The 21,897-nt window shown below is 76.2% G+C and carries 21 protein-coding genes; 14 read left to right on the forward strand and 7 right to left on the reverse strand.

Features of this window, described 5'->3' with window-relative positions:
* The first annotated feature begins 4 nt into the window (after positions 1-4).
* The 3 genes from R3E88_19055 (at position 5) to R3E88_19065 (ending at position 3,530) form a co-directional block, all read left to right on the forward strand.
* Complete coding sequence (locus R3E88_19055) at positions 5-1,231, forward strand: acyl-CoA dehydrogenase family protein (GenBank protein ID MEZ4218582.1); 1,227 nt, start codon at positions 5-7, stop codon at positions 1,229-1,231.
* A gap of 106 nt (positions 1,232-1,337) precedes the next feature.
* Positions 1,338-2,078, forward strand: coding sequence for a response regulator transcription factor (locus R3E88_19060; protein MEZ4218583.1), 741 nt, complete (start codon positions 1,338-1,340; stop codon positions 2,076-2,078).
* Between the two features lie 12 nt (positions 2,079-2,090).
* The gene (locus R3E88_19065) at positions 2,091-3,530 is read left to right on the forward strand and encodes an ATP-binding protein (GenBank protein MEZ4218584.1); all 1,440 of its coding nucleotides are present in this window, start codon (positions 2,091-2,093) and stop codon (positions 3,528-3,530) included.
* Here R3E88_19065 and R3E88_19070 read toward each other — a convergent pair.
* On the reverse strand, positions 3,520-4,224 hold the full coding sequence (locus tag R3E88_19070) for a glutathione S-transferase family protein (GenBank protein ID MEZ4218585.1): 705 nt from the start codon (positions 4,222-4,224) through the stop codon (positions 3,520-3,522). The genes R3E88_19065 and R3E88_19070 overlap by 11 nt on opposite strands.
* Before the next feature lie 5 nt (positions 4,225-4,229).
* Positions 4,230-5,213 carry an aldo/keto reductase family protein gene (locus tag R3E88_19075; protein MEZ4218586.1) on the reverse strand — a complete coding sequence of 328 codons (984 nt, stop codon included), beginning with the start codon at positions 5,211-5,213 and terminating at the stop codon, positions 4,230-4,232.
* Between the two features lie 55 nt (positions 5,214-5,268).
* On the opposite strand from R3E88_19075, the gene miaE reads away from it, so the two are divergent.
* Both miaE and R3E88_19085 read left to right on the forward strand, forming a co-directional pair.
* Entirely contained in the window at positions 5,269-5,853 is a 585-nt protein-coding gene (miaE, locus tag R3E88_19080) for a tRNA isopentenyl-2-thiomethyl-A-37 hydroxylase MiaE (protein ID MEZ4218587.1), read from the forward strand.
* Positions 5,854-5,932: 79 nt separating this feature from the next.
* Positions 5,933-6,667 (forward strand): dienelactone hydrolase family protein, encoded by a 735-nt coding sequence (locus R3E88_19085; protein MEZ4218588.1) that lies wholly within the window; start codon positions 5,933-5,935, stop codon positions 6,665-6,667.
* Positions 6,668-6,692: 25 nt separating this feature from the next.
* Here R3E88_19085 and R3E88_19090 read toward each other — a convergent pair whose 3' ends face one another.
* Entirely contained in the window at positions 6,693-7,814 is a 1,122-nt protein-coding gene (locus R3E88_19090; protein ID MEZ4218589.1) for an aminotransferase class V-fold PLP-dependent enzyme, read from the reverse strand.
* A 319-nt stretch (positions 7,815-8,133) separates the two neighbouring features.
* On the opposite strand from R3E88_19090, the gene R3E88_19095 reads away from it, so the two are divergent.
* The 8 genes from R3E88_19095 (at position 8,134) to R3E88_19130 (ending at position 15,512) form a co-directional block, all read left to right on the forward strand.
* Positions 8,134-8,349, forward strand: coding sequence for a hypothetical protein (locus R3E88_19095; protein MEZ4218590.1), 216 nt, complete (start codon positions 8,134-8,136; stop codon positions 8,347-8,349).
* Entirely contained in the window at positions 8,346-9,512 is a 1,167-nt protein-coding gene (locus R3E88_19100; protein MEZ4218591.1) for a deoxyguanosinetriphosphate triphosphohydrolase, read from the forward strand. The genes R3E88_19095 and R3E88_19100 overlap by 4 nt, the downstream gene beginning before the upstream one ends.
* The gene (gene cutA / locus R3E88_19105) at positions 9,499-9,840 is read left to right on the forward strand and encodes a divalent-cation tolerance protein CutA (protein MEZ4218592.1); all 342 of its coding nucleotides are present in this window, start codon (positions 9,499-9,501) and stop codon (positions 9,838-9,840) included. Before R3E88_19100 ends, cutA begins: the two co-directional genes overlap by 14 nt.
* Positions 9,837-11,057, forward strand: a complete 1,221-nt coding sequence (locus R3E88_19110; protein MEZ4218593.1) for a hypothetical protein — start codon at positions 9,837-9,839, stop codon at positions 11,055-11,057. Before cutA ends, R3E88_19110 begins: the two co-directional genes overlap by 4 nt.
* A gap of 54 nt (positions 11,058-11,111) precedes the next feature.
* Positions 11,112-11,396 carry a hypothetical protein gene (locus tag R3E88_19115; GenBank protein MEZ4218594.1) on the forward strand — a complete coding sequence of 95 codons (285 nt, stop codon included), beginning with the start codon at positions 11,112-11,114 and terminating at the stop codon, positions 11,394-11,396.
* A gap of 151 nt (positions 11,397-11,547) precedes the next feature.
* Positions 11,548-13,773, forward strand: a complete 2,226-nt coding sequence (locus R3E88_19120; GenBank protein MEZ4218595.1) for a hypothetical protein — start codon at positions 11,548-11,550, stop codon at positions 13,771-13,773.
* Complete coding sequence (locus R3E88_19125) at positions 13,707-14,618, forward strand: hypothetical protein (protein ID MEZ4218596.1); 912 nt, start codon at positions 13,707-13,709, stop codon at positions 14,616-14,618. Before R3E88_19120 ends, R3E88_19125 begins: the two co-directional genes overlap by 67 nt.
* Before the next feature lie 18 nt (positions 14,619-14,636).
* Entirely contained in the window at positions 14,637-15,512 is an 876-nt protein-coding gene (locus R3E88_19130; protein MEZ4218597.1) for a 7-carboxy-7-deazaguanine synthase QueE, read from the forward strand.
* On the opposite strand, the gene R3E88_19135 is transcribed toward R3E88_19130, so the two are convergent.
* The 4 genes from R3E88_19135 to R3E88_19150 all read right to left on the reverse strand — a co-directional run bounded on the left by R3E88_19135 (position 15,509) and on the right by R3E88_19150 (position 20,979).
* Positions 15,509-17,689, reverse strand: a complete 2,181-nt coding sequence (locus R3E88_19135) for a DUF3488 and transglutaminase-like domain-containing protein (GenBank protein ID MEZ4218598.1) — start codon at positions 17,687-17,689, stop codon at positions 15,509-15,511. The two genes, R3E88_19130 and R3E88_19135, sit on opposite strands and share 4 nt — an antisense overlap.
* Positions 17,686-18,747 carry a DUF58 domain-containing protein gene (locus tag R3E88_19140; protein ID MEZ4218599.1) on the reverse strand — a complete coding sequence of 354 codons (1,062 nt, stop codon included), beginning with the start codon at positions 18,745-18,747 and terminating at the stop codon, positions 17,686-17,688. Before R3E88_19140 ends, R3E88_19135 begins: the two co-directional genes overlap by 4 nt.
* Positions 18,748-18,758: 11 nt before the next feature.
* Complete coding sequence (locus tag R3E88_19145; protein MEZ4218600.1) at positions 18,759-19,757, reverse strand: MoxR family ATPase; 999 nt, start codon at positions 19,755-19,757, stop codon at positions 18,759-18,761.
* A gap of 160 nt (positions 19,758-19,917) precedes the next feature.
* Positions 19,918-20,979: an aminopeptidase gene (locus tag R3E88_19150; protein MEZ4218601.1), complete on the reverse strand. Its 1,062-nt coding sequence runs from the start codon at positions 20,977-20,979 to the stop codon at positions 19,918-19,920.
* Between R3E88_19150 and R3E88_19155 the strand changes: the two genes are divergently transcribed.
* On the forward strand, positions 20,978-21,874 hold the full coding sequence (locus R3E88_19155) for a 50S ribosomal protein L11 methyltransferase (protein MEZ4218602.1): 897 nt from the start codon (positions 20,978-20,980) through the stop codon (positions 21,872-21,874). The two genes, R3E88_19150 and R3E88_19155, sit on opposite strands and share 2 nt — an antisense overlap.
* Positions 21,875-21,897 lie beyond the last annotated feature (23 nt).

The raw sequence follows: 21,897 nt of genomic DNA on the forward strand, positions 1-21,897 counted from the left end.
CCCGATGCCGATCGACTTCAGCTTCCCCGAGGAGATCGAGCTCGTGCTCGCCGAGGTGCGCCGGTTCCTGGCCGACGTCGTGCGGCCCGCCGAGGCGGAGATCGAGGCCCACGAGGGCGACCGCGACGTGCTCGTCGCGCAGATCATCCGGATGCGGAAGGCGGCGAAGGAGCGAGGCCTGTGGCTCCCGCACATGCCCGAGGAGCTCGGCGGCATGGGGCTCGGCCACGTCGCGATGGCGGCCGTCTCGGCGGAGGCGGCGAAGACGCGCTTCGGGCCGTTCGCGCTGAACGCGCAGGCGCCCGACGAAGGCAACATGCACACGCTGCTGCACTGGGCGACGCCCGAGCAGCGCGAGCGCTACCTCGTCCCGCTGTGCGAGGGGCGCGCGCGCTCGTGCTTCGCGATGACGGAGCCCGAGGTCGCGGGCTCGGACCCGACGCTGATCCAGACCACGGCCGTCCCCGACGGCGACGCCTGGGTGATCCACGGGCACAAGTGGTTCATCTCCGGTGCGCGCGGCGCGCAGTTCGCGATCCTCATCGCGCGCACGGAGACCGACCCGGCGCTCCCGCAGGCCGCGAACACGGCCTTCCTCGTCGACCTTCCGAGCGACGGCTGGGAGATCGTGCGCGACGTCGAGACGATGTCGGGCGCGCACAACCACTGCGAGATCCGCATCGACGGGCTGCGCGTGCCGGACGCGAACCGGCTCGGCGGGCGCGGACAGGGGCACTTGCTCGGACAGGCGCGTCTCGGCCCCGCGCGGCTCGCGCACTGCATGCGCTGGATCGGACAGGCCGAGGTCGCGCTCGAGATGACGATCGACCGCGCGCTCACGCGCTACGCGCACGGCTCCTACCTCGCCGAGAAGCAGGGCATCCAGTGGATGATCGCGGACTCGTCGATGGAGCTCTACCAGTGCAAGCTCATGGTGCTGCACGCCGCGTACAAGATCGACCGCGGCGAGGACTTCAAGAGCGAGGTGTCGATGGCGAAGCACTTCGTCGCGAACGCGCTCAACCGCATCATCGACCGCGCCATCCAGGTGCACGGCGCGCTCGGCTACTCCACCGACACGCCGCTCGCCGGCATGCTGAAGCAGGCGCGCTGGGCGCGCTTCGCCGACGGTGCCGACGAGGTGCACCAGTGGCGCATCGCGCAGCGCTCGATCGAGGCGTACGCGCGCGACGGCAACGTGCGCGCGGCGACCGGCAACCTCCCGTTCTAGACGCCCGCGCCGCGGGCCGCGCCGGCGCACGCGCGCGGCCGCGAGGCGCCTCCCGCGTGGCCCATTGCGTGGCGGTCCGCGCCCGCGAGCGGTAAAAACCCGTGCCATGCGGATCCTGTACGTGGAAGACGACGTCGAGGCCCGCTCCTTCGTGCGCGGCGCGCTCGAGGAGAACGGCATCGACGTCGACGTCGCGAGCGACGGGCCGAGCGGGCTCGCGCGCGCGCTCGAGGGCGACTACGACGTCGCGATCCTCGACGTCATGCTGCCGGGCATCTCGGGCTTCGACATCCTCGAGCGCATGCGCGCCGCCCATGTCGACACGCCCGTCCTGTTCCTCACCGCGCAGGGCGAGGTCGCGCACCGCATCGAGGGGCTGAACCTCGGCGCGGACGACTACCTCTCGAAGCCGTTCGCGTTCGCCGAGCTGCTGGCGCGCGTGCAGGCGGTGGCGCGGCGTCGCGGCGGCGCCGCGCGCGCGCAGGAGGTCGTCGTCGCGAACCTCAAGGTCGACCCGGAGCGCCGCGCCGTCTTCCGCGACGACCTGCGCATCGAGCTCACGCCGAAGGAGTTCCGACTCCTCGAGTACCTCGCGCGCAACACGGGCTCCGTCGTCTCGCGCGCGATGATCACCGAGAAGGTCTGGGGCCACGGCTTCGAGTCGTACTCGAACGCGATCGACGTCCACGTCAACCACCTGCGCCGCAAGGTCGACCGCGACTACGAGCCGAAGCTGATCCACACGGTGAAGGGCGTCGGGTACATCCTCGAGGACCGCAGCGGCGAGGCGCTCGCCGCGGACGTCGCGGCGAGCGCGGGCGCCGCCGCCTCCGCTTCGCGCGGCTGAGGTCGGCGTCGGGTGGCGCGCGAGCGCTCGCTCGGCACGCGCTGGGCGATCCGCTACGCGCTCGCGACCTTCGTCGTCGTCGCGGGCGTGCTCTCCTTCCACTACGTGCAGACGCGCGAGCGCTTCCAGCGCGATGCGCAGCTCCTGCTGCGCCTGCAGGCGAACGAGCTGGTCGGCGAGATCCAGCGCGACGGCGCCGACGTCGAGCGGCTCGAGCGCTACATCGATCGCACCGCGGCGCTCGGCTACCGCGTGCTGCGCCTCGGCTTCCGCGTCCTCGACCCCGACGGCGCGATCGTCGTCGAGCGCGGCTCGCTCGAGAACAGCCCCATCCCGCTCCCGAGCGTGCTGCCGAAGGCCGGCGACCCCGAGGTCGTCGAGGAGGTCGACACGGGCGAGACGTTCCCGTTCTACACGCTCGTCGTGCGCGCGCCGGCCGGGGGCTGGGTGCAGGTCGCCGTCGACACGAAGCTCTTCGCGCGCAGCGCGCGCGAGATCCGCAACCTGTTCGTCGTGTCGCTGCCGATCGTCGCGCTGCTGACCGGCGCGATCGGCGTCGCGCTCGCGCGCTCGAGCCTGCGGCCGATCGCGCGCATCATCGCCGGTGTCGAGGAGGTCTCGGCGACGCAGCTCACCCGCCACGTCGTGCGCACCGGCACGGGCGACGAGCTCGACCGGCTGGCCTCCGCGTTCAACGCGATGACGGATCGCATCCGCGCCGGCGTCGACCGCATGCGCCGCTTCTCGGCCGACGCCGCGCACGAGCTGCGCACGCCGGTGACGCTGATGCGCAACCGCATCGAGGCGGCCGCCGACGCGCCGCGCGACGCCGAGCGCGACCAGGCCCTGCTCGAGCGCACGCTCGAGGACATCGACCACCTCTCGAGCACGATCCGCGCGATGCTCCGCCTCGCGCACTCCGAGGCGGGCGTCGAGTTCGAGCGCCTGCGCCGCGTCTCGCTGCGCGAGCTCGCGGAGGGCGTGGTCGAGTTCTTCGAGCCGCTCGCGCTCGACGCCGAGGTCTCGCTCGCGCTCGCCGCGCCGGACGACGTCGTCGTCGTCGGCGACCCGACGTGGCTGCACCAGCTCTTCGCGAACCTCGTCGACAACGCGATCAAGTTCACGCCGGCCGGCGGGAGCGTCGTCGTGTCGATCGCGCAGCAGGGCGCGCAGGCCGTCGCCGACGTGAGCGACACCGGCATCGGGATCCCCGCGCACGAGCGCGAGCGCGTGTTCGAGGCGTTCCGGCGCGTCGACGGCTCGGCCTCGCGCACGGGCTCGGGCCTCGGGCTGCCGCTCGCCCGCGAGATCGCGCGCGCGCACGGCGGCGAGATCGAGCTCGAGAGCGAGGTCGGCCGCGGATCGGTGCTGCGCGTGCGGCTCCCGGTCGGCGGGCCGGGCGCGAGCGCGGCGCGCGGCCGCGCGCACACCGCAGAGCGCGTCAGTCCGTGAAGCTCGGGAGGGCCGAGCCGCTCACCGTGGGGCTCACGAGCGCCATCCGCTCGACGTACTCCGCGAGCGGCGGTCGGCGCTCGACCATCTCGCGGCCGCCCATCATCGGGCCGTCGCGGATGATGCGCAGCATCCCGTAGACCGAGGCGTCGGCGACGCTCGGCTGGTCGGCGTGGAAGAAGTCGCGGCTGCCGAGCATGCCCACGAGGTCGTCCATCCGGTTCGCGAGCTCGTCGAGCACCTGGAGCTCGCGCAGCTCGAGCGGCGTCGGGTCGCGGCCGGGGCGGCCGAAGCTGCGCTCGATGCGGCGCTTGAGCTGCGCGAGGAGCGACGGGTTCGCGGGCAGGTCGTCGCCCGGCCGCGGATAGCGCGCGGCGCGCCAGCGATCCCAGTAGAACAGGAACGACGCATCGGCCCAATGCATGAGCTGGTCCTGCGCGGCGCCCGTCTTGGGGTCGCGGCTCCAGAGCGGGGGCTCGGGGAAGCGCTCGTCGACGTAGCGGAGGATGGCGGTCGAGTCCGCGACGCGGTGGCCGCCGTGTTCGATCACCGGGAGCTGGCCCGTGACCGGGCTGATGCGGCGCACCTCGGTCGGGTCGTCGACGGTCACGTACTCGAACGGCAGCCGCTTGATGTCGAGGCCGACGGCGACCTTGTGCGCGAACGGGTTCACGCGCTGCGTGTAGAGGCGCATCGGCTTCACGGCGCAGCCTCCTCGGCCGGCAGGCTCTCGCTGCCGGGTGGAAAGAGCGCGTCGATCGCGCGCACGGCGTCGTCCGGCAGGTCGACCTCCGCCGCGCGGCAGTTCTCGTCGAGCTGCGCGGCGCGCGTCGCGCCCACGATCACGCTCGCGACGGAGGTGTCGCGCAGACAGAACGCGAGCGCGAGCGCGGGCAGGCCGAGGCCGAGGTCGGCCGCGATCGGCGCGAGCGCGTCGACGCGCGCGAGCGTGTCGGGGTGCAGGTAGCGCTTCATGAAGCGGCCGAGCCGCTCGTCGGTCGCGCGGCTCCCGGGCGGGCGCGCGCCGCCGCTGTACTTGCCCGTCAGCACGCCCTGGCCGAGCGGGCTGAACACGATCTGGCCCACTCCGAGCTCGCGGCAGCGCGGCAGCACCTCGCTCTCGATCCCGCGGCGCAGGATCGAGTAGACGGGCTGGTTCGAGATCGGCCGGTAGCCGCCCGTCGCGTCCGCGATCTCGCACGCGCGCGCGATCTGCTGCCCGCTCCAGAGCGACGTGCCCCAGTAGAGCACCTTGCCCTGGCGGATCAGGTCCTCGTACGCGCGCACGGTCTCGTCGAGCGGCGTCGTCGGATCGAAGCGGTGGCACTGGTGGAGATCGAGGTAGTCGGTGCCGAGCCGGCGCAGGCTCGCCTCGACGCTCTCGAAGACGTGCTTGCGCGACAGGCCGCGGTCGTTCGCACCGTGCGACATCGGGAAGAAGCACTTGCTCGCGAGCACGACGCGGTGGCGCGGCACGTGGCGCAGCGCGGTCGCGAGCGCGCGCTCGGCCTCGCCGTTCGCGTAGACGTCGGCCGTGTCGAACAGGTCGACACCGCGCTCGACGGCCTGTGCGACGAGCGCGCTCGTCGCCGCGACGTCGACCGATTCGCCGAACGTGAGCCAGGAGCCGAGCGACACGACGCCGACGGAGAGGCCGGAGTCGCCGAGTCGCCGGGTTCGCATGCGCGCATTCTAACCGCATTCGCCGCGCGGCCGGCCGGCGGTACACTGCGCGGCCGTGCTCGACCTCGCCTCCGAGACCCCGCCCGAGTGGGCCGCGCGCGCGGTCGGCTCCATCGACGACGTGCTGCTCGATCACGCGCACTGCGAGCGCAAGGCCGCGGGCGCGGCCGTGCGCATGCTGTTCCGCTATCCCGAGCAGCGCTTCCTGCAGGAGCCCCTGTCGCGCCTCGCGCGCGAGGAGCTCGTGCACTTCGAGCGCGTGCTCGGCGAGCTCGACCGCCGCGGCGTGCGCTTCGCGCGCCAGAAGCCGAGCGCCTACGGCGGGCGCCTGCACGCGCTCGTGCGCGCGAGCGACCCCGAGCGGCTCGTCGACCTGCTGCTGATCTCCGCGCTGATCGAGGCGCGCAGCTGCGAGCGTTTCCGCCTGCTCGCCGATGCGCTCGCGGACGACCCGCTCGGCGCGCTCTATCGCGACCTCGTCGCGAGCGAAGCGCGCCACCACCGCGCGTACGCGAAGCTCGCCGAGAGCGCAGCGGGCGGCGCGGCCGAGGAGGTCGCGGCGCGCCTTCGCGAGCTCGCGAGCGCGGAGGCGGAGATCGTCGGGGCGCCGTCGCGCGCGGTGCGGCTGCACTCGTCGTGACGTCGGCCGCGCGACGGCGGGTCGCGCGCGCGGCGTCTTCGTTCCCACCACCAGGACATCACCAGGAGGACTCATCTCGATGGAGATTCGGACGGAGCGCGTGTCGATCCCGGTCGGCGGCGCACAGATGGCGGGCTACCTGGCGCGGCCCTCGGACGGAAAGCCGCGGCCGGGGCTGCTCGTGTACATGGAGATCTTCGGCGTGAACGCGCACATCCGCGACGTGGTCGAGCGCGCGGCGCGCGAGGGCTACGTCGCCCTCGCGCCCGACTACTTCCACCGCACGGGTCCCGGCATCGAGCTCGGCTACGACGAGGCCGGCATGCAGGAGGGGATGTCGCACCTCGCACGCCTCCAGGCGGACACGATGGTCGAGGACGCGCGCGCGGCGATCGCCTTCCTGCGCGCGCGCGCCGACGTCACGGGGAAGATCGGTGCGATGGGCTTCTGCATCGGCGGCCACATGACGTACCTGACCGCGTGCGAGACGGACGTCGCGGCGGCGGCGAGCTACTACGGCGGCGGCATCGCCGCACCGCAGGGCCCGGGCGGCGGGCGCTCGACCGTCTCGCGCACGCCCGGCATCCGCGGCCGCATCGAATGCTATTTCGGGAGCCGCGACGCGATGATCCCGATGGAGCAGGTCGAGGAGGTGCGCCGCGCACTCGCGGCCGCCGGCACGCGGAGCGAGGTCGTCGTCTACGACGCCGACCACGGCTTCCACTGCGACCAGCGCGCGAGCTACGACGAAGCGGCCGCGCGCGACGCCTGGCGCCGCACGTTCGCGATGTTCGCGGAGGAGCTCGGCGGCTGATCGGCGCGGCGCGCCGCCCCTCGGCTCAGCCGTCGGCGAGGACGTCGCGCAGCGCCGCGAGCAGGCGGTCGACGTTCTCGACGCGCGCGTTCTCGCCCATCAGGCCGATGCGCCAGATGCGGCCCGCGAGCGCGCCGAGGCCGCCGCCGACCTCGATGTCGTGTTCGTCGAGGAGCCGCCGGCGGAGCTTCGCCTCGCCGGCGGCGACGACGCGCTCGGGCAACGCGACCGACGTCAGCATCGGGAGGCGCGAGGCGGCGGGCACGAGCGGCTCGAAGCCGAGCGGGGCGAGGCCCGCGACGAGCGCGGCCGCGGCCTCGCGGTGGCGCGCCGCGCGCTTCTCGATGCCCTCCTCGACGACGATCCGCAGCCCCTCGGCGAGCCCGTAGATGGCGCTGATCGGCGCGGTGTGGTGGTAGACGCGCTCGCCGCCGTAGTAGCCGGCGAGCAGGCCGACGTCGAGATACCAGCTCTGCACCGGGCGCGAGCGCGCGCGCACGCGTTCGAGAGCGCGCTCCGAGAAGTGGACGGGCGAGAGGCCGGGCGGCACCGACAGGCACTTCTGCGTGCCGCTGTACGCCGCCGCGACGCCCCAGCGCTCGAGCTCGACGGGGAGCCCGCCGAGCGACGTCACGCAGTCGAGCACGACGAGCGCGCCCGCGTCGTTCGCGGCGCGCGCGATCGCGGGGACGGGCTGGAGCACGCCGGTCGACGTCTCGGCGTGCACGAACGCGACGACGCGCGGACGCGCGCGCGCGATCGCGTCGCGCATCGCGTCGGCGTCGAGCTCGCGCCCCCACTCCGCGTCGACGCGCGTGACGTTCGCGCCCGCGCGCGCGGCGACCTCGCACATGCGCCCGCCGAACACGCCGTTCACGCCGACCACGACCGCGTCGCCCGGCTCGAGCAGGTTGACGAGGCACGCCTCCATGCCCGCGCTCCCGGTCGCCGAGATCGGGACCGTCAGGCCGCCGCTCACGCCGAACAGCGTCGCGAGGCTCCGCTGCGCCTCGTCGAGGATCGCGAGGAAGAGCGGGTCGAGGTGGCCGAGCAGGGGCTGGCTCATCGCCGCGAGCACGCGCGGGCTCGCGTTCGAGGGGCCGGGGCCGAGCAGCAGACGGTGCGGGAGCGTTCGCGTGTCCGACATGCGCCGCAGGGTAGCGGCGCGCGTTGACACGTTCGCGGGGCGTGGCCTAGCTTGAGGCGTCCCACCCCCCAGGGACCGCTCGCGCATCCGCGCTCGCCGACTCGCGCGAGGGCGCTGCGCGCGAGCGCGTCGACGGCGCGCGGACGGGTCCGGTCGAGCGTCCGCGGGCCGCGCGAGTCGACGGGCGCTCTCCGCCCGCTGGCTCTCGAGCCCGAACGCGCGCGGCGCGCGCGGCGGCGACGCCGCCCGGGCGTCGGGCCGGCGCTCCGCGAACGAAGGGATCCCGCCCGGCGGCGCCCGCCGGCGAGGAGGTGCGCGCGTGCGACCGTGGATGCTGGCGGCTCTCGGCGTCGCGCTCGCGCTCGCCGCGATCTACGCGCTCGTGACGGGTGTCTTCACGCCGAGCGGACGACGTGCGAACGGAGGCCCTTCCGTCGCGACCCACGACGACCCGCACGAGATCGACGCGGCCTCTCGCGCCGAGCTCCGCGAGCTCCTCCGCGAGGCGGACGGCTCGCGGGAGGAGAAGCCATGACGCGACACCCGGCGCTGCGGACGCGCGAGGACACCGAGCGCGAGGAGCACGAGCGGCTCGCTCCCTACGCGACGCACAGCGACGAGGCGATGCCGCGCGTCGTCGAGGATCTCCCTCACCCCTACCGGACCGCGTTCCAGCGCGACCGCGACCGCGTCGTACACGCGCGCGCCTTCCGGCGGCTCGAGTACAAGACGCAGGTCTTCGTGCACGCCGAGGGCGACCACTACCGCAACCGGCTCACGCACACGCTCGAGGCCGCGCAGATCGCGCGCACGATCGCGCGCGCCCTGCGGCTCAACGAGGATCTCGCGGAGGCGATCGCGCTCGCGCACGACCTCGGGCACACGCCGTTCGGCCACGCCGGCGAGCGCGTGCTCGCGAGCCTGCTCGAGGACCACGGCGGCTTCGACCACAACCGCCAGAGCCTGCGCGTCGTCGACTGGATCGAGCGGCGCTCGCCCGACTACCGCGGCCTCAACCTCACCGGCGACACGCGCGCCGGCATGCTGAAGCACGGCGCCGGCTGGCCGCACCCCGTGCCGCTCCCCGAGCTGCTCGCGCAGGTGTCGCTCGAGGGCCAGGTCGCCGACCTCGCCGACGAGATCGCCTACGTGAACCACGACCTCGACGACGGCCTGCGCGAGGGCGTGCTGTCGATCGAGCAGCTCGCGCACTCGACGCTGTGGCGCGAGGCCGAGGCGCGCGTCGACGCGCGCATGCCGAAGGCCGAGGGCGACGTGCGGCGCGCGCAGACCGTCGTGCGGCTGATCGATCGGCTCGTCACGGATGCGATCGAGACGAGCGCGGCGCGCCTCGCCGACGTGCGTCCCGCGTCCGCGCGCGAGGCGCGCGAGGCGCCCGAGCGCATGATCCGCACCTCGCCGGCGTGCGAGCGCAGCAAGCTCGAGCTCAAGCGCTTCCTCCTGCGCGAGTTCTACCAGCACCCGCGCGTCGTGCAGATGACTCGGAAGGCGGCGCGCGTCGTCGGCGACCTCTTCGCGACCTACCTCGAGGACCCGCTGCTGCTGCCGGCGAACGTGCGCGCGCGCTTCGACGAGGAAGGACCGGAGCGCGCCGTCGCCGACCACATCGCGTGCATGACGGACCGCTACGCGATGTCCGAGCACCGCAAGCTCATGGATCCCAATGAGCCGTTCTGAGTCGCCGCAGGACGTGTCGGTCGTGCTCGTCACCGCGCCCGACGACGCCGTCGCCGCGCGCATCGCGCGCGCCCTCGTCGACGAGCGGCTCGCCGCGTGCGTGAGCCTCGTGCCCGGCGTACGGTCCGTGTACCGGTGGGAGGGCGCGGTCGAGGACGCGACCGAGGTGCTGCTCATCGCGAAGACCGCGGCCGCGCGCGTCGAAGCGCTCGCGCGGCGCGTGTCCGAGATCCATCCCTACGACCTTCCCGAGACGCTGGCGCTGCCGGCGTCCGGCGGCAGCGACGCCTACCTCGCGTGGGTGCGCGCGGAGAGCACGAACCGATGAGCCTGGCCGACGCCCTCGAGCGCGCCGCGAGCGAGCTCGCCCCCCACGCCGACGCGATCCGCGATGCGAACGGCGACCCCGACCGGCTGCTCGAGACGCTCGCGCCCGCGCCCGCGAGCGAGCTGCTCGGCTGGCTGCTCGCGCACGAGCCCGCCGCCGGCGAGGAGCTCGCGCTCGCGTGGACCGACCGCGACGCCGGGGCCGCGCCGATCGCGGCGCTCGAAGGCGCCGAGCTGCCGAAGGCCGGGCGCAAGGTCGTGCGCAAGGCGCTCCACCGACTCCGCTCGCGCGGCGTCGAGGTCGAGGCGCGCGCGCCCGCGCCCGTCGTCGCGCGCCCGCGCGCCGTCGAGGACGCGTTCGAGGCGGCGCTCGTGTCGCCGCTCGATCGGCGCGGCGCGCGCATGGCCTACCTCGTCGAGCCACACCCTGCCGGCGGCGCGCGCATGTACGAGGCCGTGCTCGACGACGCGCGCGGCATCGTCGACTTCCGCGTCTACAGCGCGGGCCGCAGCCGCGTGCGCGCCTTCCTGCGGAGCGCGCGCGCGTCGCAGGCGGAGGAGAGCGCGGGCGCGCTGCTCGACGTCGCGACGAGCGAGCTCCGCGCGCTCGTCGCCCGCGCCGCGAAGCGCCAGTCCGCCGACCATCCCGCGCCGCGCGCCTTCATCGAGCACCGCTCGCAGCTCGCCCTCGCGGGCCACGCGCGCACGCCCGGCGATCGCGCGCGCGACGAGCTCGGCGCCGCGAGCGCGGCCGGCGCGGCCGCGCTCGAGGCGGTCGCCGAGCGGGTGCGCACCGGTGCGATCGGCCCCTGGCCGCCCGATCTCGCCGCGCTCCGCAAGCTCGGCGAGCGCGTGCGCGAGGGCTTCGCGCCCGGTGCGGTGCTCTCGGGCGAAGGGCAGACGGAGGCGACGCGCGCGCTGCTCGCGGAGGCCGCCCGCGAGGTCTTCGGCGCGGGGAGCGACGGCTTCGCCGCCGTCGCCGCGTCGCGGCTGCGCGAGACCGCGTTCGTGCTGTGGCGACGGGGGCGCGACGACGACGCCCGCGCCGCGCTCGCGGCGGCGGCCGCCTTCGAGGACGGCCTCGCGGAGAACCCGGTCGCGCTCGCCTTCGTCGAGGTGTGGGTGGCCCCGCTGCTGGCTGGACCCGGTGCGGCGGCGGAGGGGCCGGCACCCGAGGCGGGCGAGGGCGCCGTCGCCGCCGAAGGCGCCGGGGACTGATCGGTGCGGCTCGCGCGCGGACGGTTCTGGGAGGCTAGGCTCGCGGGCCCCGCCGTGGTGATCGCGCTCTCGCGCGATGCGCAGAGCGACGCGCTTCCCGAGCTCGTCGTCGAGGTGCCGCTCGAGCGGTGGAACCGGGTCGTCAAGCACGTGTGGACCGATCGCAAGCTGATCGGCGGCATCCTGCTCGACTTCGCCCGACACAAGGAGTACGTCGCGACGGCCGTCGCGCAGGACCGCGTCTACTTCGACTTCCAGCGCGTCGTGCTCGATGCGACGACCGTGCTGATCGAGAAGGGCCGGCTCGCGCTCGCCGTCGTCGACGTCGGCCTGGACTGACGAACCACGACGGACGCGCCGCAGCCGCGAGGCGCCGCGTCCGAACGGCGGAGCGAGGGGCTCCGCGGAGGAAGACATGCGAAGGCGATTCTCGCGCCGGGGCCGGCGCGGAGGCAGTGAGGGACGGGCTCCGATCGACGCGCCGCGCGTCTTGGCGCGCGTGGTCGAGGAGAAGCTGGTCGAGGTCGAGGCGCTCGAGCCGTTCGGGCGCGAGGACGTGCCGGACACGTACGCCGCGCTCGGGCGCGGCGCGCGCGAGGACGGCGGCCGCGTCGTCGTGGCGTTCGCGCCGTACGGCGGCGATGCCCTGCTCGCGGGCATCGCGGCCGCGCTGCACGAGCAGGGTGCCGACGACGCGCCGTTCGCGGGCGAGGTCGTGGTCGTCGCGCCGACCTGGACGGCCGCCGGGCTCGCGCGCCTCGCGCGCATCGGCGACCTGCCGTTCCCGGTGCGCGCCGTGGTCGCCCCCGCGCTCGGCGCGAACGGCGTCGGTGCGAACGGCGGGCAGATCGAGCCGGAGTTCTGGGCACCGCCGATCCCGCTCTCGCGGGAGCGCGTCGCGGCGGCGATCGTGCGCACCGACGAGCGCTCGCTCTTCGAGCGCGCGGCGAGCGCGCTCGAGGGGCTCGCGAGCAAGCACGGCGGCTGCGTGCGCGGCACGGCGAGCGGGCTCGAGCTCGTGATCATGGCGCGGCGCGTCGCGCTGCTGGCCGCGAACGGCGGCGTCGTGCTCGAGACGCTCCAGCCGCAGCGCTCGAGCCTGCGGCTCACGAGCGACGACCTCGCGGGTGCGCTCGACCGGCTCGAGGGCCAGCTGCGCAAGCGCATCAACGACCGCCACGTGCGCGACGGCGAGGAAGGGCTGCGCGCGCGCGCGCTGCCGCTCGTCGCGAGCGCGCTCGGTCTGCGCACGGTGACGCCCTGGCCGGTCGCGGGTGGCGACCGCGAGGTGATCGACCTCGTCGGCATCGACCGCGAGGGCCGGCCCGTCGCGGCGGCGGTCCGCGCCGAGCTCGATCTCGACGGCGTCGGCGAGCTCGTCGACGTGGGCGTCGCGCTCGCCCCGGTCCTCCCGCTCCTGCTCGGCAGCGCCGAGCCGCCCGTGCGCATGGGCGAGCCGCGCCTCGTCGTCGCCGCGCAGCGCACGACGCCGGCCGCGGCGCGCGTGCTCGGCGCGCTGTCGCTCGGCCACGAGCTCTTCGAGCTGCGGACGACGAGCCGCGGGCTCGAGCTCGAGAGCCTGTCGGCGTCCGAGGCGATCGAGCGCGCGGTGGCGCGCCGCGCGCCGCGCCGCGGGCCCGATCGCGGGCCGCGCCGCGAGGACGACGAAGCGCGCCGCGAGAGCGAGCGCGACGACGCCGACGCGCGCGAGCGCGGCGGCCGCGCGCCCCGCACCGAGCGGAGCGCGGCCGCGGAACGCGACGACCGCGACGGGCGCGCCGACCGGAGCGCGGCCGCCGAGCGCGACGCGCGGGAGGACGGCGACGCGCGGGGCGAACGCGAGGAGCGCGCAGACCGCGACGATCGCGACGAGCGCGGCGCGCGCGGACGGCGGCGGCGCGGCCGCCGGCGCGGCGGGCGCGGGCGCGACGACGAAGGCGGCCGCGGCCGCGCGTCGCTCGACGCCGAAGGCGACGACCTCGGCCCGCTCGACCTCGTCGCGGACGGCGACGACGACGCGGGCGACACGAGGGGGCTCGACGCCGACGCGGACGACACGCGCGACGAGGGTCGCGAGCGGGCGCGCGACGCGGGACGCGACGACGCCGGCCCGCTCGAGGTGTCCTCTTCGATCTCGACGACGATGCGCGCGACGACTCCGACGACGGCGACGGCGAGTCGCGCCGCGGCGGAAGGCGCCGCGGCCGGCGCCGCGGGCGGCGCGGCCGCAACGGCGGCGGCGAGGAGCGCGCGGGAGGCGACGCCGGCGACGAGCGCGGCGGGCGCCGCGCGACCGAGCTCGACGGCGAGCCACCTGCCGGCTCGCGCGGGCGCGATACCGGCGCGGCCGCCGCCGACGGCGATGCCGACGACGACGACGTCGTCGACGTCGAGGACGTCTCGGACCTGCTGGCCGACGACGCGCCCGATCTCGAGCCCGAGCTCCCCGAACCCGCCTACGACGACGAGGACGAGGAGGCGGAGGGCGACGACGACGCCGAATCGGCGGCGCGCCGCCGCGCCCGGGAGAAGCGACGGCTGTCGCGCAAGGCCGCGGCCGCGGCCGAGGTGCCGGCCGAGCCGGCGCGGCCGCCGCGCCGGCGCGCCGCGATCGTCGCCTGCGACGACCGCGACTCGCTGTTCGCGGCCGTGCTGCTCGCGCGCGACGTGCGACTGCTCGAGGGCATCTGGGTCTATCCGCAGTCGGAGCTCATGACGTTCTTCCGGAGCGTCGCGCCCGACCTGCGCGACGACGCGCCGATCCACGTGGTGGGCTTCCGGCCGTCGCCGGCCGTCGACGTGCTGCGCACCGCGCAGCTCTACGCGAACCGCCTCTTCTGGTACGACCACCACGACTGGGCGCCCGAGGACCTCGGCGCCATGCGGAGCGTGCTCTCGCAGGACGCGCTCCACGTCGCGCCCGGCGCGGGCTCGTCGCTGCCGACCGTGCTCGGGCCGTCGACGCGGCGCAGCCGCTTCTCGGACAAGCTCGTCGACCTCGCGGCCGGCCGCTTCACGCAGCACGACTACGAGCGCTGGGGACGGCTGTGGTGGTGGCGGCTCGGCGAGATCGCGAAGCGCACCGGCGACCGGCGCGCCGACGTCGACGCGCTGCTCGTGGGCCGTCCGAGCGACCTCGCGCGCGAGTCCGCGCGGCTCGAGGCACCGCCGATCCCCGAGGAGGTCGCGTGGGTGTCGCAGCGCGACTTCCGCATCGTGCACTTCGCGGGCTACTCGCTCGTCGTGCTCGTCGTGCCGGCGTCGCTCGACCTCGCGCTGTGCGCGCGCATCGCGCGCGAGCGCTACGGCGCCCCGCTCTCGCTCGCCGTGCCCGAGGGCGGAGACCTCGTGCTCCTCGGCGCCGACGAGGTCAGCGGCAAGCGCGCGCTCGACGTGGGCGCGCTCGCCGACCAGATCGGCGAGAAGCTCGCGCACGCCGAGGTGCTGGCGGACGACGACCACGTGGCGCGCCTGCGCGTGCGCGGCCTGGCCGAGCACCCCGAGCGGCTCGACGACGTGATCGGCGAGATCGCGATGGGCCGCTCGCTGCTCGAAGGCTAGGCCGCGGGAGGCGGCGCGATGGCCGTCGGAGCGAGCGACGCGCGCGAGCGGCGAAGGGCCGAGGCCGGCGGGACGGCGGTCGAGGCGAACGTCGTCGAGATCTTCGCGTCGGCGCAGGGCGAGGGGCCCTACGTCGGCGCGGCGACGGTCTTCGTCCGGCTCGGCGAGTGCGACCTGCGCTGCGCGTGGTGCGACTCGCCGACGACCTGGCGGCCCGCGCGCGAGGCGCGCATCGAGCGCGCGCCCGGCACCGGCGAGTTCGACGTCGCGCCGAACCCGCTCGCGATCGAGCGCATCGACGAGGCGATCGGTGCCCTCGCGCCGGTGGGCGAGGGCTTCGTGAGCCTGACGGGAGGCGAGCCGCTCCTGCAGCCGGCGGCCGTGCGCGCGCTCGCGCTCCGCGCGCGCGCACGCGGGCTCGCGTCCTACCTCGAGACGCACGGCCTCGCGGTCGACGCGCTGCGCGAGGTCGTCGACGCGATCGACGTCGTCTCGATGGACTGGAAGCTCGCGAGCGACGTCGCGCGCGCGCCCGCGCCGCGCGGCGAGGCCTCCGCGGTCGCGACCGTCGGACGCGAAGGCGTCGAAGGTTTCGAAGGTTTCGATGCCGCGCACGCGGCCTTCCTGGCGCTCGCCGCCGAGCGCGCCGGCGAGGTGTACGTGAAGATCGTCGTCTCGCCGAACACGCGCGACGACGAGGTCGAGCGCGCGTGCCGCGCGATCGCGCGGACGGCGCCCGAGGTGCTGCTCGTGCTGCAGCCGGTGACGCCGTTCGCGAAGGTGCGCGAGGGCTCGAGCGCCGCGCGCATGCTCGGCCTGCAGCGCAGCTGCGCGCAGTGGCTCGCCGACGTTCGCATCATTCCGCAGACGCACCGCGCCTACGGCGCGCTCTAGGCGCCGCGCGCTCCCGCGGCGTCGCCCGCGGCCGGCGGGTGCCCGCCCGTCGCGCGTCGCGCATCGCGGCCGGGCGCGGCGCGGAGCGCCGCTTCGAGCCGCGCGAGTGCGCGGGTCGCCGCGAGCGCGGCGTCCGCGCGCGCGCCGAAGCGCTCCGCGAGGTAGGACTCCGTGAGCTCGTCGAGCGCGCGCGCCGCGGGGGCGTCGAGCGCGGGTGCGCAGGCGCGCGCGAAATCGCGCGCGGTCTGCGAGGCGCCGCGCGCGAGGCCGCGCCGCGCGAGCAGGCGCAGCGCGCGGCGGTAGCTCGAAGGCACGTCGCCCCACGCCGCGGCGCGCCGGCGCTGGACGGCCGCCGCGACGACGAGCGCGGCGATCGCGACTGCGCCGAGCGCACCGGCCGCCGCCTCGCGCGACGGTCGCCAGCGCGCGACGGCGCCGGTCGCGTCCGCGCGCGCGCCGTGCGCGCGCTCGCGCAATCCGGCCCAGGCTGCGAGCGCGCGCCGCACGGCCGACATCTGGTCTGCGGCGTCGAACTCGACGACCCGCCGGAACCACCACGTCTCGAGCGCGTCGGCGAGCTGCGCGGCGCGTTCGCGCAGGCCGAGCGGACCCTCCGCGCGCAGCCGCGCATCGGGCGGCGTCGGGTCGTACCGCACCCAGCCCGCGCGCGCGAAGTGCACCTCGACCCACGCGTGCGCGTCCGCGCGCGACACCGTCGTGAAGCCGCCCAGGAGGTTCGGGCGCCCGCCCGCGAAGCCGTTGACGAGCCGCGCCGGGAGGCCGAGCTCGCGCGCGAGCACGGCCATCGCGCTCGCGAAGTACTCGCAGTGGCCGGTGCGGCTCTCGAGCAGGAAGACCTCGACCGGGGAGCGCGCGCCGCCCTCCGCGACGACGGGCGGCGACAGCGCATAGCGTCCGTTCGCGCGCAGCCACGCCTCGAGCGCGGCCGCGCGCGCGGCGTCGTTCGGCGCGTCGCGCGCGATGTCGCGGGCGAGTGCGCCGATCGCCGGGTCGAGGGGCGGCAGCGCGAGGAAGCGCGCGGCGGAGCCGTCGCGCTCGGGCGGCGTGGCGACGTCGGCGGCGAGCGCCGCATCGTCGCGCGGCGCGAGGGCCGTCCAGATCGTGTACTGCACGCGGTCGGCGGCCTGGCCGGGGGCGTAGAGGCCACCGTTCGCGTCGCGCTCGAGGCGGTCGAGCGCGCCCTCGACGCGCCGCGCGCTCCCGGCCGCGAAGACGACGCCGGCCGCGACGGGCTCGCGCAGCACGCGCTGCACGAGCGTCGCCCGCGGCGGGGCGGAAGGGCCGCCCGCGAGGTCGACGCCGAGCCGCGGCGGGCCTGCGACGAGCGTGCGCGGCGGCCGTCCCCGGACGTGCGAGACCGACCAGCGCCGCCCGTCGAACGCATCGAACGCGAGGCCGCGCCAGTACGCGTCGGCGGGCGCGGGCGGCGGGCCCTCGAGCGTCTCGACGCGCAGTACGGGGGTCTCGTCGCGCTCGATGCGATCGACGGCGCCGAGCTCGACGCGATCGCGGAAGCCCGAGAGCGCGATCGCGCCGCGGCCGCCTCCGCTCCAGACGGACGTGCGCATGCGCGGGAGCGCGACGAAGAAGACGAGCGCGAGCGCGATCGACGCGAGCGTCGCGACGAACGTCGTGCGCGCGAGCGCGGGCGAGATCGCGGCATCGGGCGCGCGCGCGGCGCCGTGGGCGACGGCCTCGGTGCGCAGCGTGTGCACGAGCAGCGTCCACGTGGCGGAGACCGTGAACACGACGAGCAGCGGCGGGAACAGCACGCTGTCCGTCAGGTTGGCGGCGAGGATCACCTGGAAGAGCGCGAGCGCGACGAGCAGGAACTCGCTCTTGCGCGGCCGCGCATCGAAGAGCTGCAGCACCTGCGTGAGCGCGGCGAAGTGCGCGAGCGCCACGGTCGTCGCGCGACCGCGGAGCGCGACCGCGATCGTCGTGGCGGTGATGCCCATCATCAGCACGTTGAGCAGCCAGTCGTTGCGCTGCAGCGCGCGCGGCGCGGTGCGGGAGTGCGCCGTGAACGCGAGGGCGGCGAGCTGCACGGCGACGACGCCGGGCGCGAGCTGGCCCGTGATCCAGAGCGCGGCGCTCGCGACGACGACCAGCACCCAGGCCGAGAGCGGCCGCGCGTCGGCGACGCGCGCGCTCACGCCGCGCGCTCCCCGCCCGCGCTGCGGGGCGAGGCGGGCGCGGCATTCGCGCCGTCGGGCTCGACGAAGGCGAGGAAGCCGAGCAGGCGCAGGCGCTGCGCGTCGCCCGATGCGGGGGCGATCGACTCGGTGTCCGTCGCGAGGCCGACGTCGTCGCCCCGCTCGAGGTGCGCGACGACCTGTGCGGCCGCGCGGCGCACGCGCGCCTCGAAGACGTCGGCATGCGGTCCGTCGGCCGTCGCGAGGCGCACGACGACGCGGGCCGACTCGCTCGCCTCCGGGTCGCGGACGAGCAGCTGCTGGCGCCGCAGCGAGGCCCTCCAGTGCACGCGCCGCAGCGAGTCGCCGGGCTCGAGCTCGCGCACCGCGCTCACCTCACCGCCCGCGCGCGCGCGCTTCGCGCGCGCGCCGTCCTCGTCGGCGAGGGCGGCGGGCGGTGCGGGCGGCGCGCCCGGCTCGAGCGCGGGGAAGACGTCCGCCGAGCCCGGGAGCCGGACCGTCCGTTCCTTCGAGAAGAGTCCGAAGGGGAAGCGCGTAGACACCCGGATTCCCGCGAAGTCGAGCTGCCCTCGGGCTTCCGGGACGAAGCCGTAGCCGCGCCGCTCCACCGCACCCGGTGCGATCCGCAGCGCGAAGCAGCGACCGGCCCGCGGCGCGCGCTCGAGGCGCGCGTCGGGGTCGCTCCCGAGGCAGTCCTCGACGACGACGGCGAAGGCGGGCACGCGGCGCTGCGCGTTGCGGATCTCGATCGCGACGTGCGCGGTCGCGCCCGCGTGCAGCTCGCGCGGGAGGCGCCGGCGCACCTCGATGCCGCGCAGCGCGGACTCGCTCAGCACGCCCGACAGCACGAGGAAGGCGAGCAGGAGCGACAGCACGAGGTAGAGCAGGTTGTTGCCCGTGTTGAGCGCGGCGAAGCCGACGCCGAGCGCGATCGCGAAGAAGCACCAGCCGGCGCGCGTCGGGCGCAGTCGCCGCGGCGGTCGCAGCGCGAGCGACACCGCGCGGCGCAGCCGCTGCGCGCGCGAGGGCGCGGGCGGGACGGGACGCCGGCCGGGCACGCGCGCGCGCCTCAGAGCGGGACCGCGACGCTCGCGAGCACGTCCTCGACGACGCGCCGCTGCTCGTCGGCGCCCGCGTGTCCGCGCCCGCGCGTGTCGAGCGCGATGCGGTGCGCGACGACGTCGGGAGCGAGCTCGCGGACGTCCTCGGGAATCGCGAAGTCGCGGCCGTCGACGAGCGCGTTCGCCTGCGCGGCCCGGCGGAGCGCGACGGCGCCGCGCGGCGAGAGCCCGAGCGCGAGCAGCTCGTGCGCGCGCGTCGCCTCCGCGATGTCGAGCAGGTACGCGATCAGGCGGTCGTCGAACTTCACCGCCGCGGCGGCGCGCTGCAGCGCGCGCAGGTCGTCGAGGCCGAGCACGGGCGCGAGCGCGGGCAGCAGGTGCGCGGCCGGGTCGTCGCGCAGCACGCGCGCCTCGTGTGCGCGCGTCGGGTACCCGAGCGACGAGCGCAGCAGGAAGCGGTCGAGCTGCGAGTCGGGGAGCGGGTGCGTCCCCGCGTGCTCGAGCGGGTTCTGCGTCGCGATCACGAAGAAGGGGTCGGGCAGCGCGTGCGTCTCGCCGTCGACGCTCACCGTGCCCTCGGCCATCGCCTCGAGCAGCGCGCTCTGGCACTTCGGGTTCGCGCGGTTCACCTCGTCCGCGAGCACGACGTTCGCGAACACGGGCCCGGGCTGGAAGCGCATCTCGGGAACGCCGTCGTCGCCGCGCCGCGCCGGGATGCCGACGCCGGTGATGTCGCTCGGCAGCAGGTCGCTCGTGAACTGGATGCGGTGGAAGCGGCCGTCGATCGAGCGCGCGAGCGCGCGCGCGAGGGTCGTCTTGCCGACGCCGGGGACGTCCTCGAGCAGCACGTGGCCGCGCGCGAGGAGTGCGACGACGACGCGGCGCGCGACGTCGGGCTGGCCCTGGAAGACGCGCTCGATGTTGCGGAGCAGGGCGCCGGCGAGCTCGCTCGCGCGCGCGGTCGGGAGCGGGGCGTCGCCTCCGGCGCGCGGGTCCGGATCGAGCATCGGGGGCCTCCATGGGCGATGAGCGCGCGCGGCGGCCGCGCGCGTGGTCGGGCACCGCGTCCGCGGCCTCCGCGGGCCGGGCCGCGGAGGCGGCTTCGCCGGGTCCGGCCGCGGATGCGGCTTCATCGGACTCGGCCGCGGGGGGCATGAGGCGCAGGTGTCAGTCGCGCGGGCGGGCGAGGGCGTTCGCGTCGCCGAACAGCGCGGCGCGCGGGTCGGGCGCGCGGGCCGCCTCGACGAGCCGGGCGACGAAGGCGCGGAGGTCGTCGCCGAGTGCGTGGAAGGTCGCTTCGTGCAGCGGCAGGGCGGCCGCGTACGTCCCGCGCAGGGCGAGGCACGCATCGCCGAGGCGCAGCGGCGCGGCCGCCGCGCGTCCCGCCTCGCCGCCTCCGTAGACGTCCTGCGCGATGCGCTCGCGCGCGGCGACCTCGAGCGCGCGCCGGCGCGTCGCGACGAGGTCCGCGGGCGCGTCGGGCGGCAGCGCGGCGTAGAGCGCGCCGACCTCGTCGCGGAGCGCGAGCAGCGCGCGCGCGAGCGCGCGTCGCTCGCGCGTGCGCTCGGCGCGCCGGGCCGCGAGCTCGGCGGGCGGGCGCGCGTCGCCCGCGAGCCCGCGGCGCGCGAGGTAGGCGATCGCGCCCTCCTGTCCGACGAACGTCGCCGCGCTCTCGGAGAGGTCGGCGTCGCCCGCCACGTACACGGTCGCGTGCACGAGCTCGTGCAGCACGACCTCGACGAGCTCCGCGTCGTCGGCGCGCAGCATCGGCCCGGTCAGCGGATCGGAGAGCCAGCCGAGCGTCGAGTAGGCCGCGACCGGCGAGACGCAGACGTCGAGCCCCTCCGCGCGCAGCCGCTCGGCCTCGCGCTCGGCGCGCGCGCGATCGAACCAGCCCTTGTACGGAACGCGACCGACGATCGGGAACCAGAAGCCGCGCGCCTCGACCTCGCGCGGCCGCGTCGCGACCACGGTCGTGACGATGCGATCGCCCGGCCACGCGACGTAGCTCGTATAGTGCCGGCCGACCGCGAGCCCGAGGTCGGCCGCGAACGCGCGCACGGACGCGACGAGCGCGAGGCGGCGCGCGAGCGCGGGGTCGACGCCGGGGTCGGCGAGCAGGTCGTCGACCGCCTTGCGCTCGAGCCACAGGCGCGCCTGCCCGCGCGCGAGATGTCCGTAGTAGCAGCCGCTCGCGCACACGAGCGCGGCGAGGAGCGCGGCCCGCATGGCCCGAGATCGCGATCGCTTCGTGTCCCTGCGCGTCGAGGCGGGCTCGCCCGAGGCGGCCGAGATCGCGGCGGCCGAGGCGTGGGAGGCCGGCGCGAGCGGCGTCGAGGAGGGCGCGGACGGACTGTCGCTCACGGTCTACGCCCCGCGCGCCGCGGCGCCCGCGATCGCGCGCGCGCTCGCCGCCGTCGCGAGCGAAGCACTGGCGCTGCGCGTCGACGCGCCGGTCGAGATCGAGGACGTCGAGTGGAGCGAAGCGTGGAAGGAAGGGCTCGCGCCGATCGTCGTCTCCGAGCGGCTCGTCGTGCGGCCGTCGTTCCGCAGCGCGCCCCTCGCGCCGGGGCAGGTCGACGTCGCGATCGATCCGGGCCAGGCGTTCGGCACCGGCGCGCACGCCTCGACCTTCCTCGCGCTCGCGTGCATGGACGAGCGCCTGGCGCGCGCGCCCGCGTCGCGCGTGCTCGACGTCGGCACGGGGAGCGGCGTGCTCGCGCTGTGCGCGCTGCGCCTCGGCGCGGCGCGCGCCGTGGGCTTCGACCTCGACCCGCTCGCCGCGCCCGCGGCGCGCGCGGCGGCGCGCGCGAACGGGCTCGACGCGCGGCTCGACGTGTTCACGGGCGGTGTCGACGCGCTCGGCGCGCGCGCGCGCGGCTTCGACCTGGTCGTCGCGAACCTGCTGCGCGGCGAGCTGCTCCCGATCGCGCAGGAGGTCGCGGCGTGCGTCGCGCCCGGCGGCGCGCTCGTGCTCGCCGGGCTGCTCGATCGCGACGCGCCGCCCGTCGCCGCGCGCTTCGCGCGGACGACGCCGCCGCTCGCGATCGCGTCGCGGCGCGAGCGCATCGACGCCGACGGCGAGTGCTGGGTCGGGCTCGTGCTCGAGCGCGCGAGCGGCTGAGCGCGCCGCGCCGCGCGACTCAC

The sequence above is a fragment of the Myxococcota bacterium genome (assembly GCA_041389495.1).
In the GTDB taxonomy this organism is placed as follows: Bacteria; Myxococcota_A; UBA9160; order UBA9160; family UBA4427; genus JAWKRT01.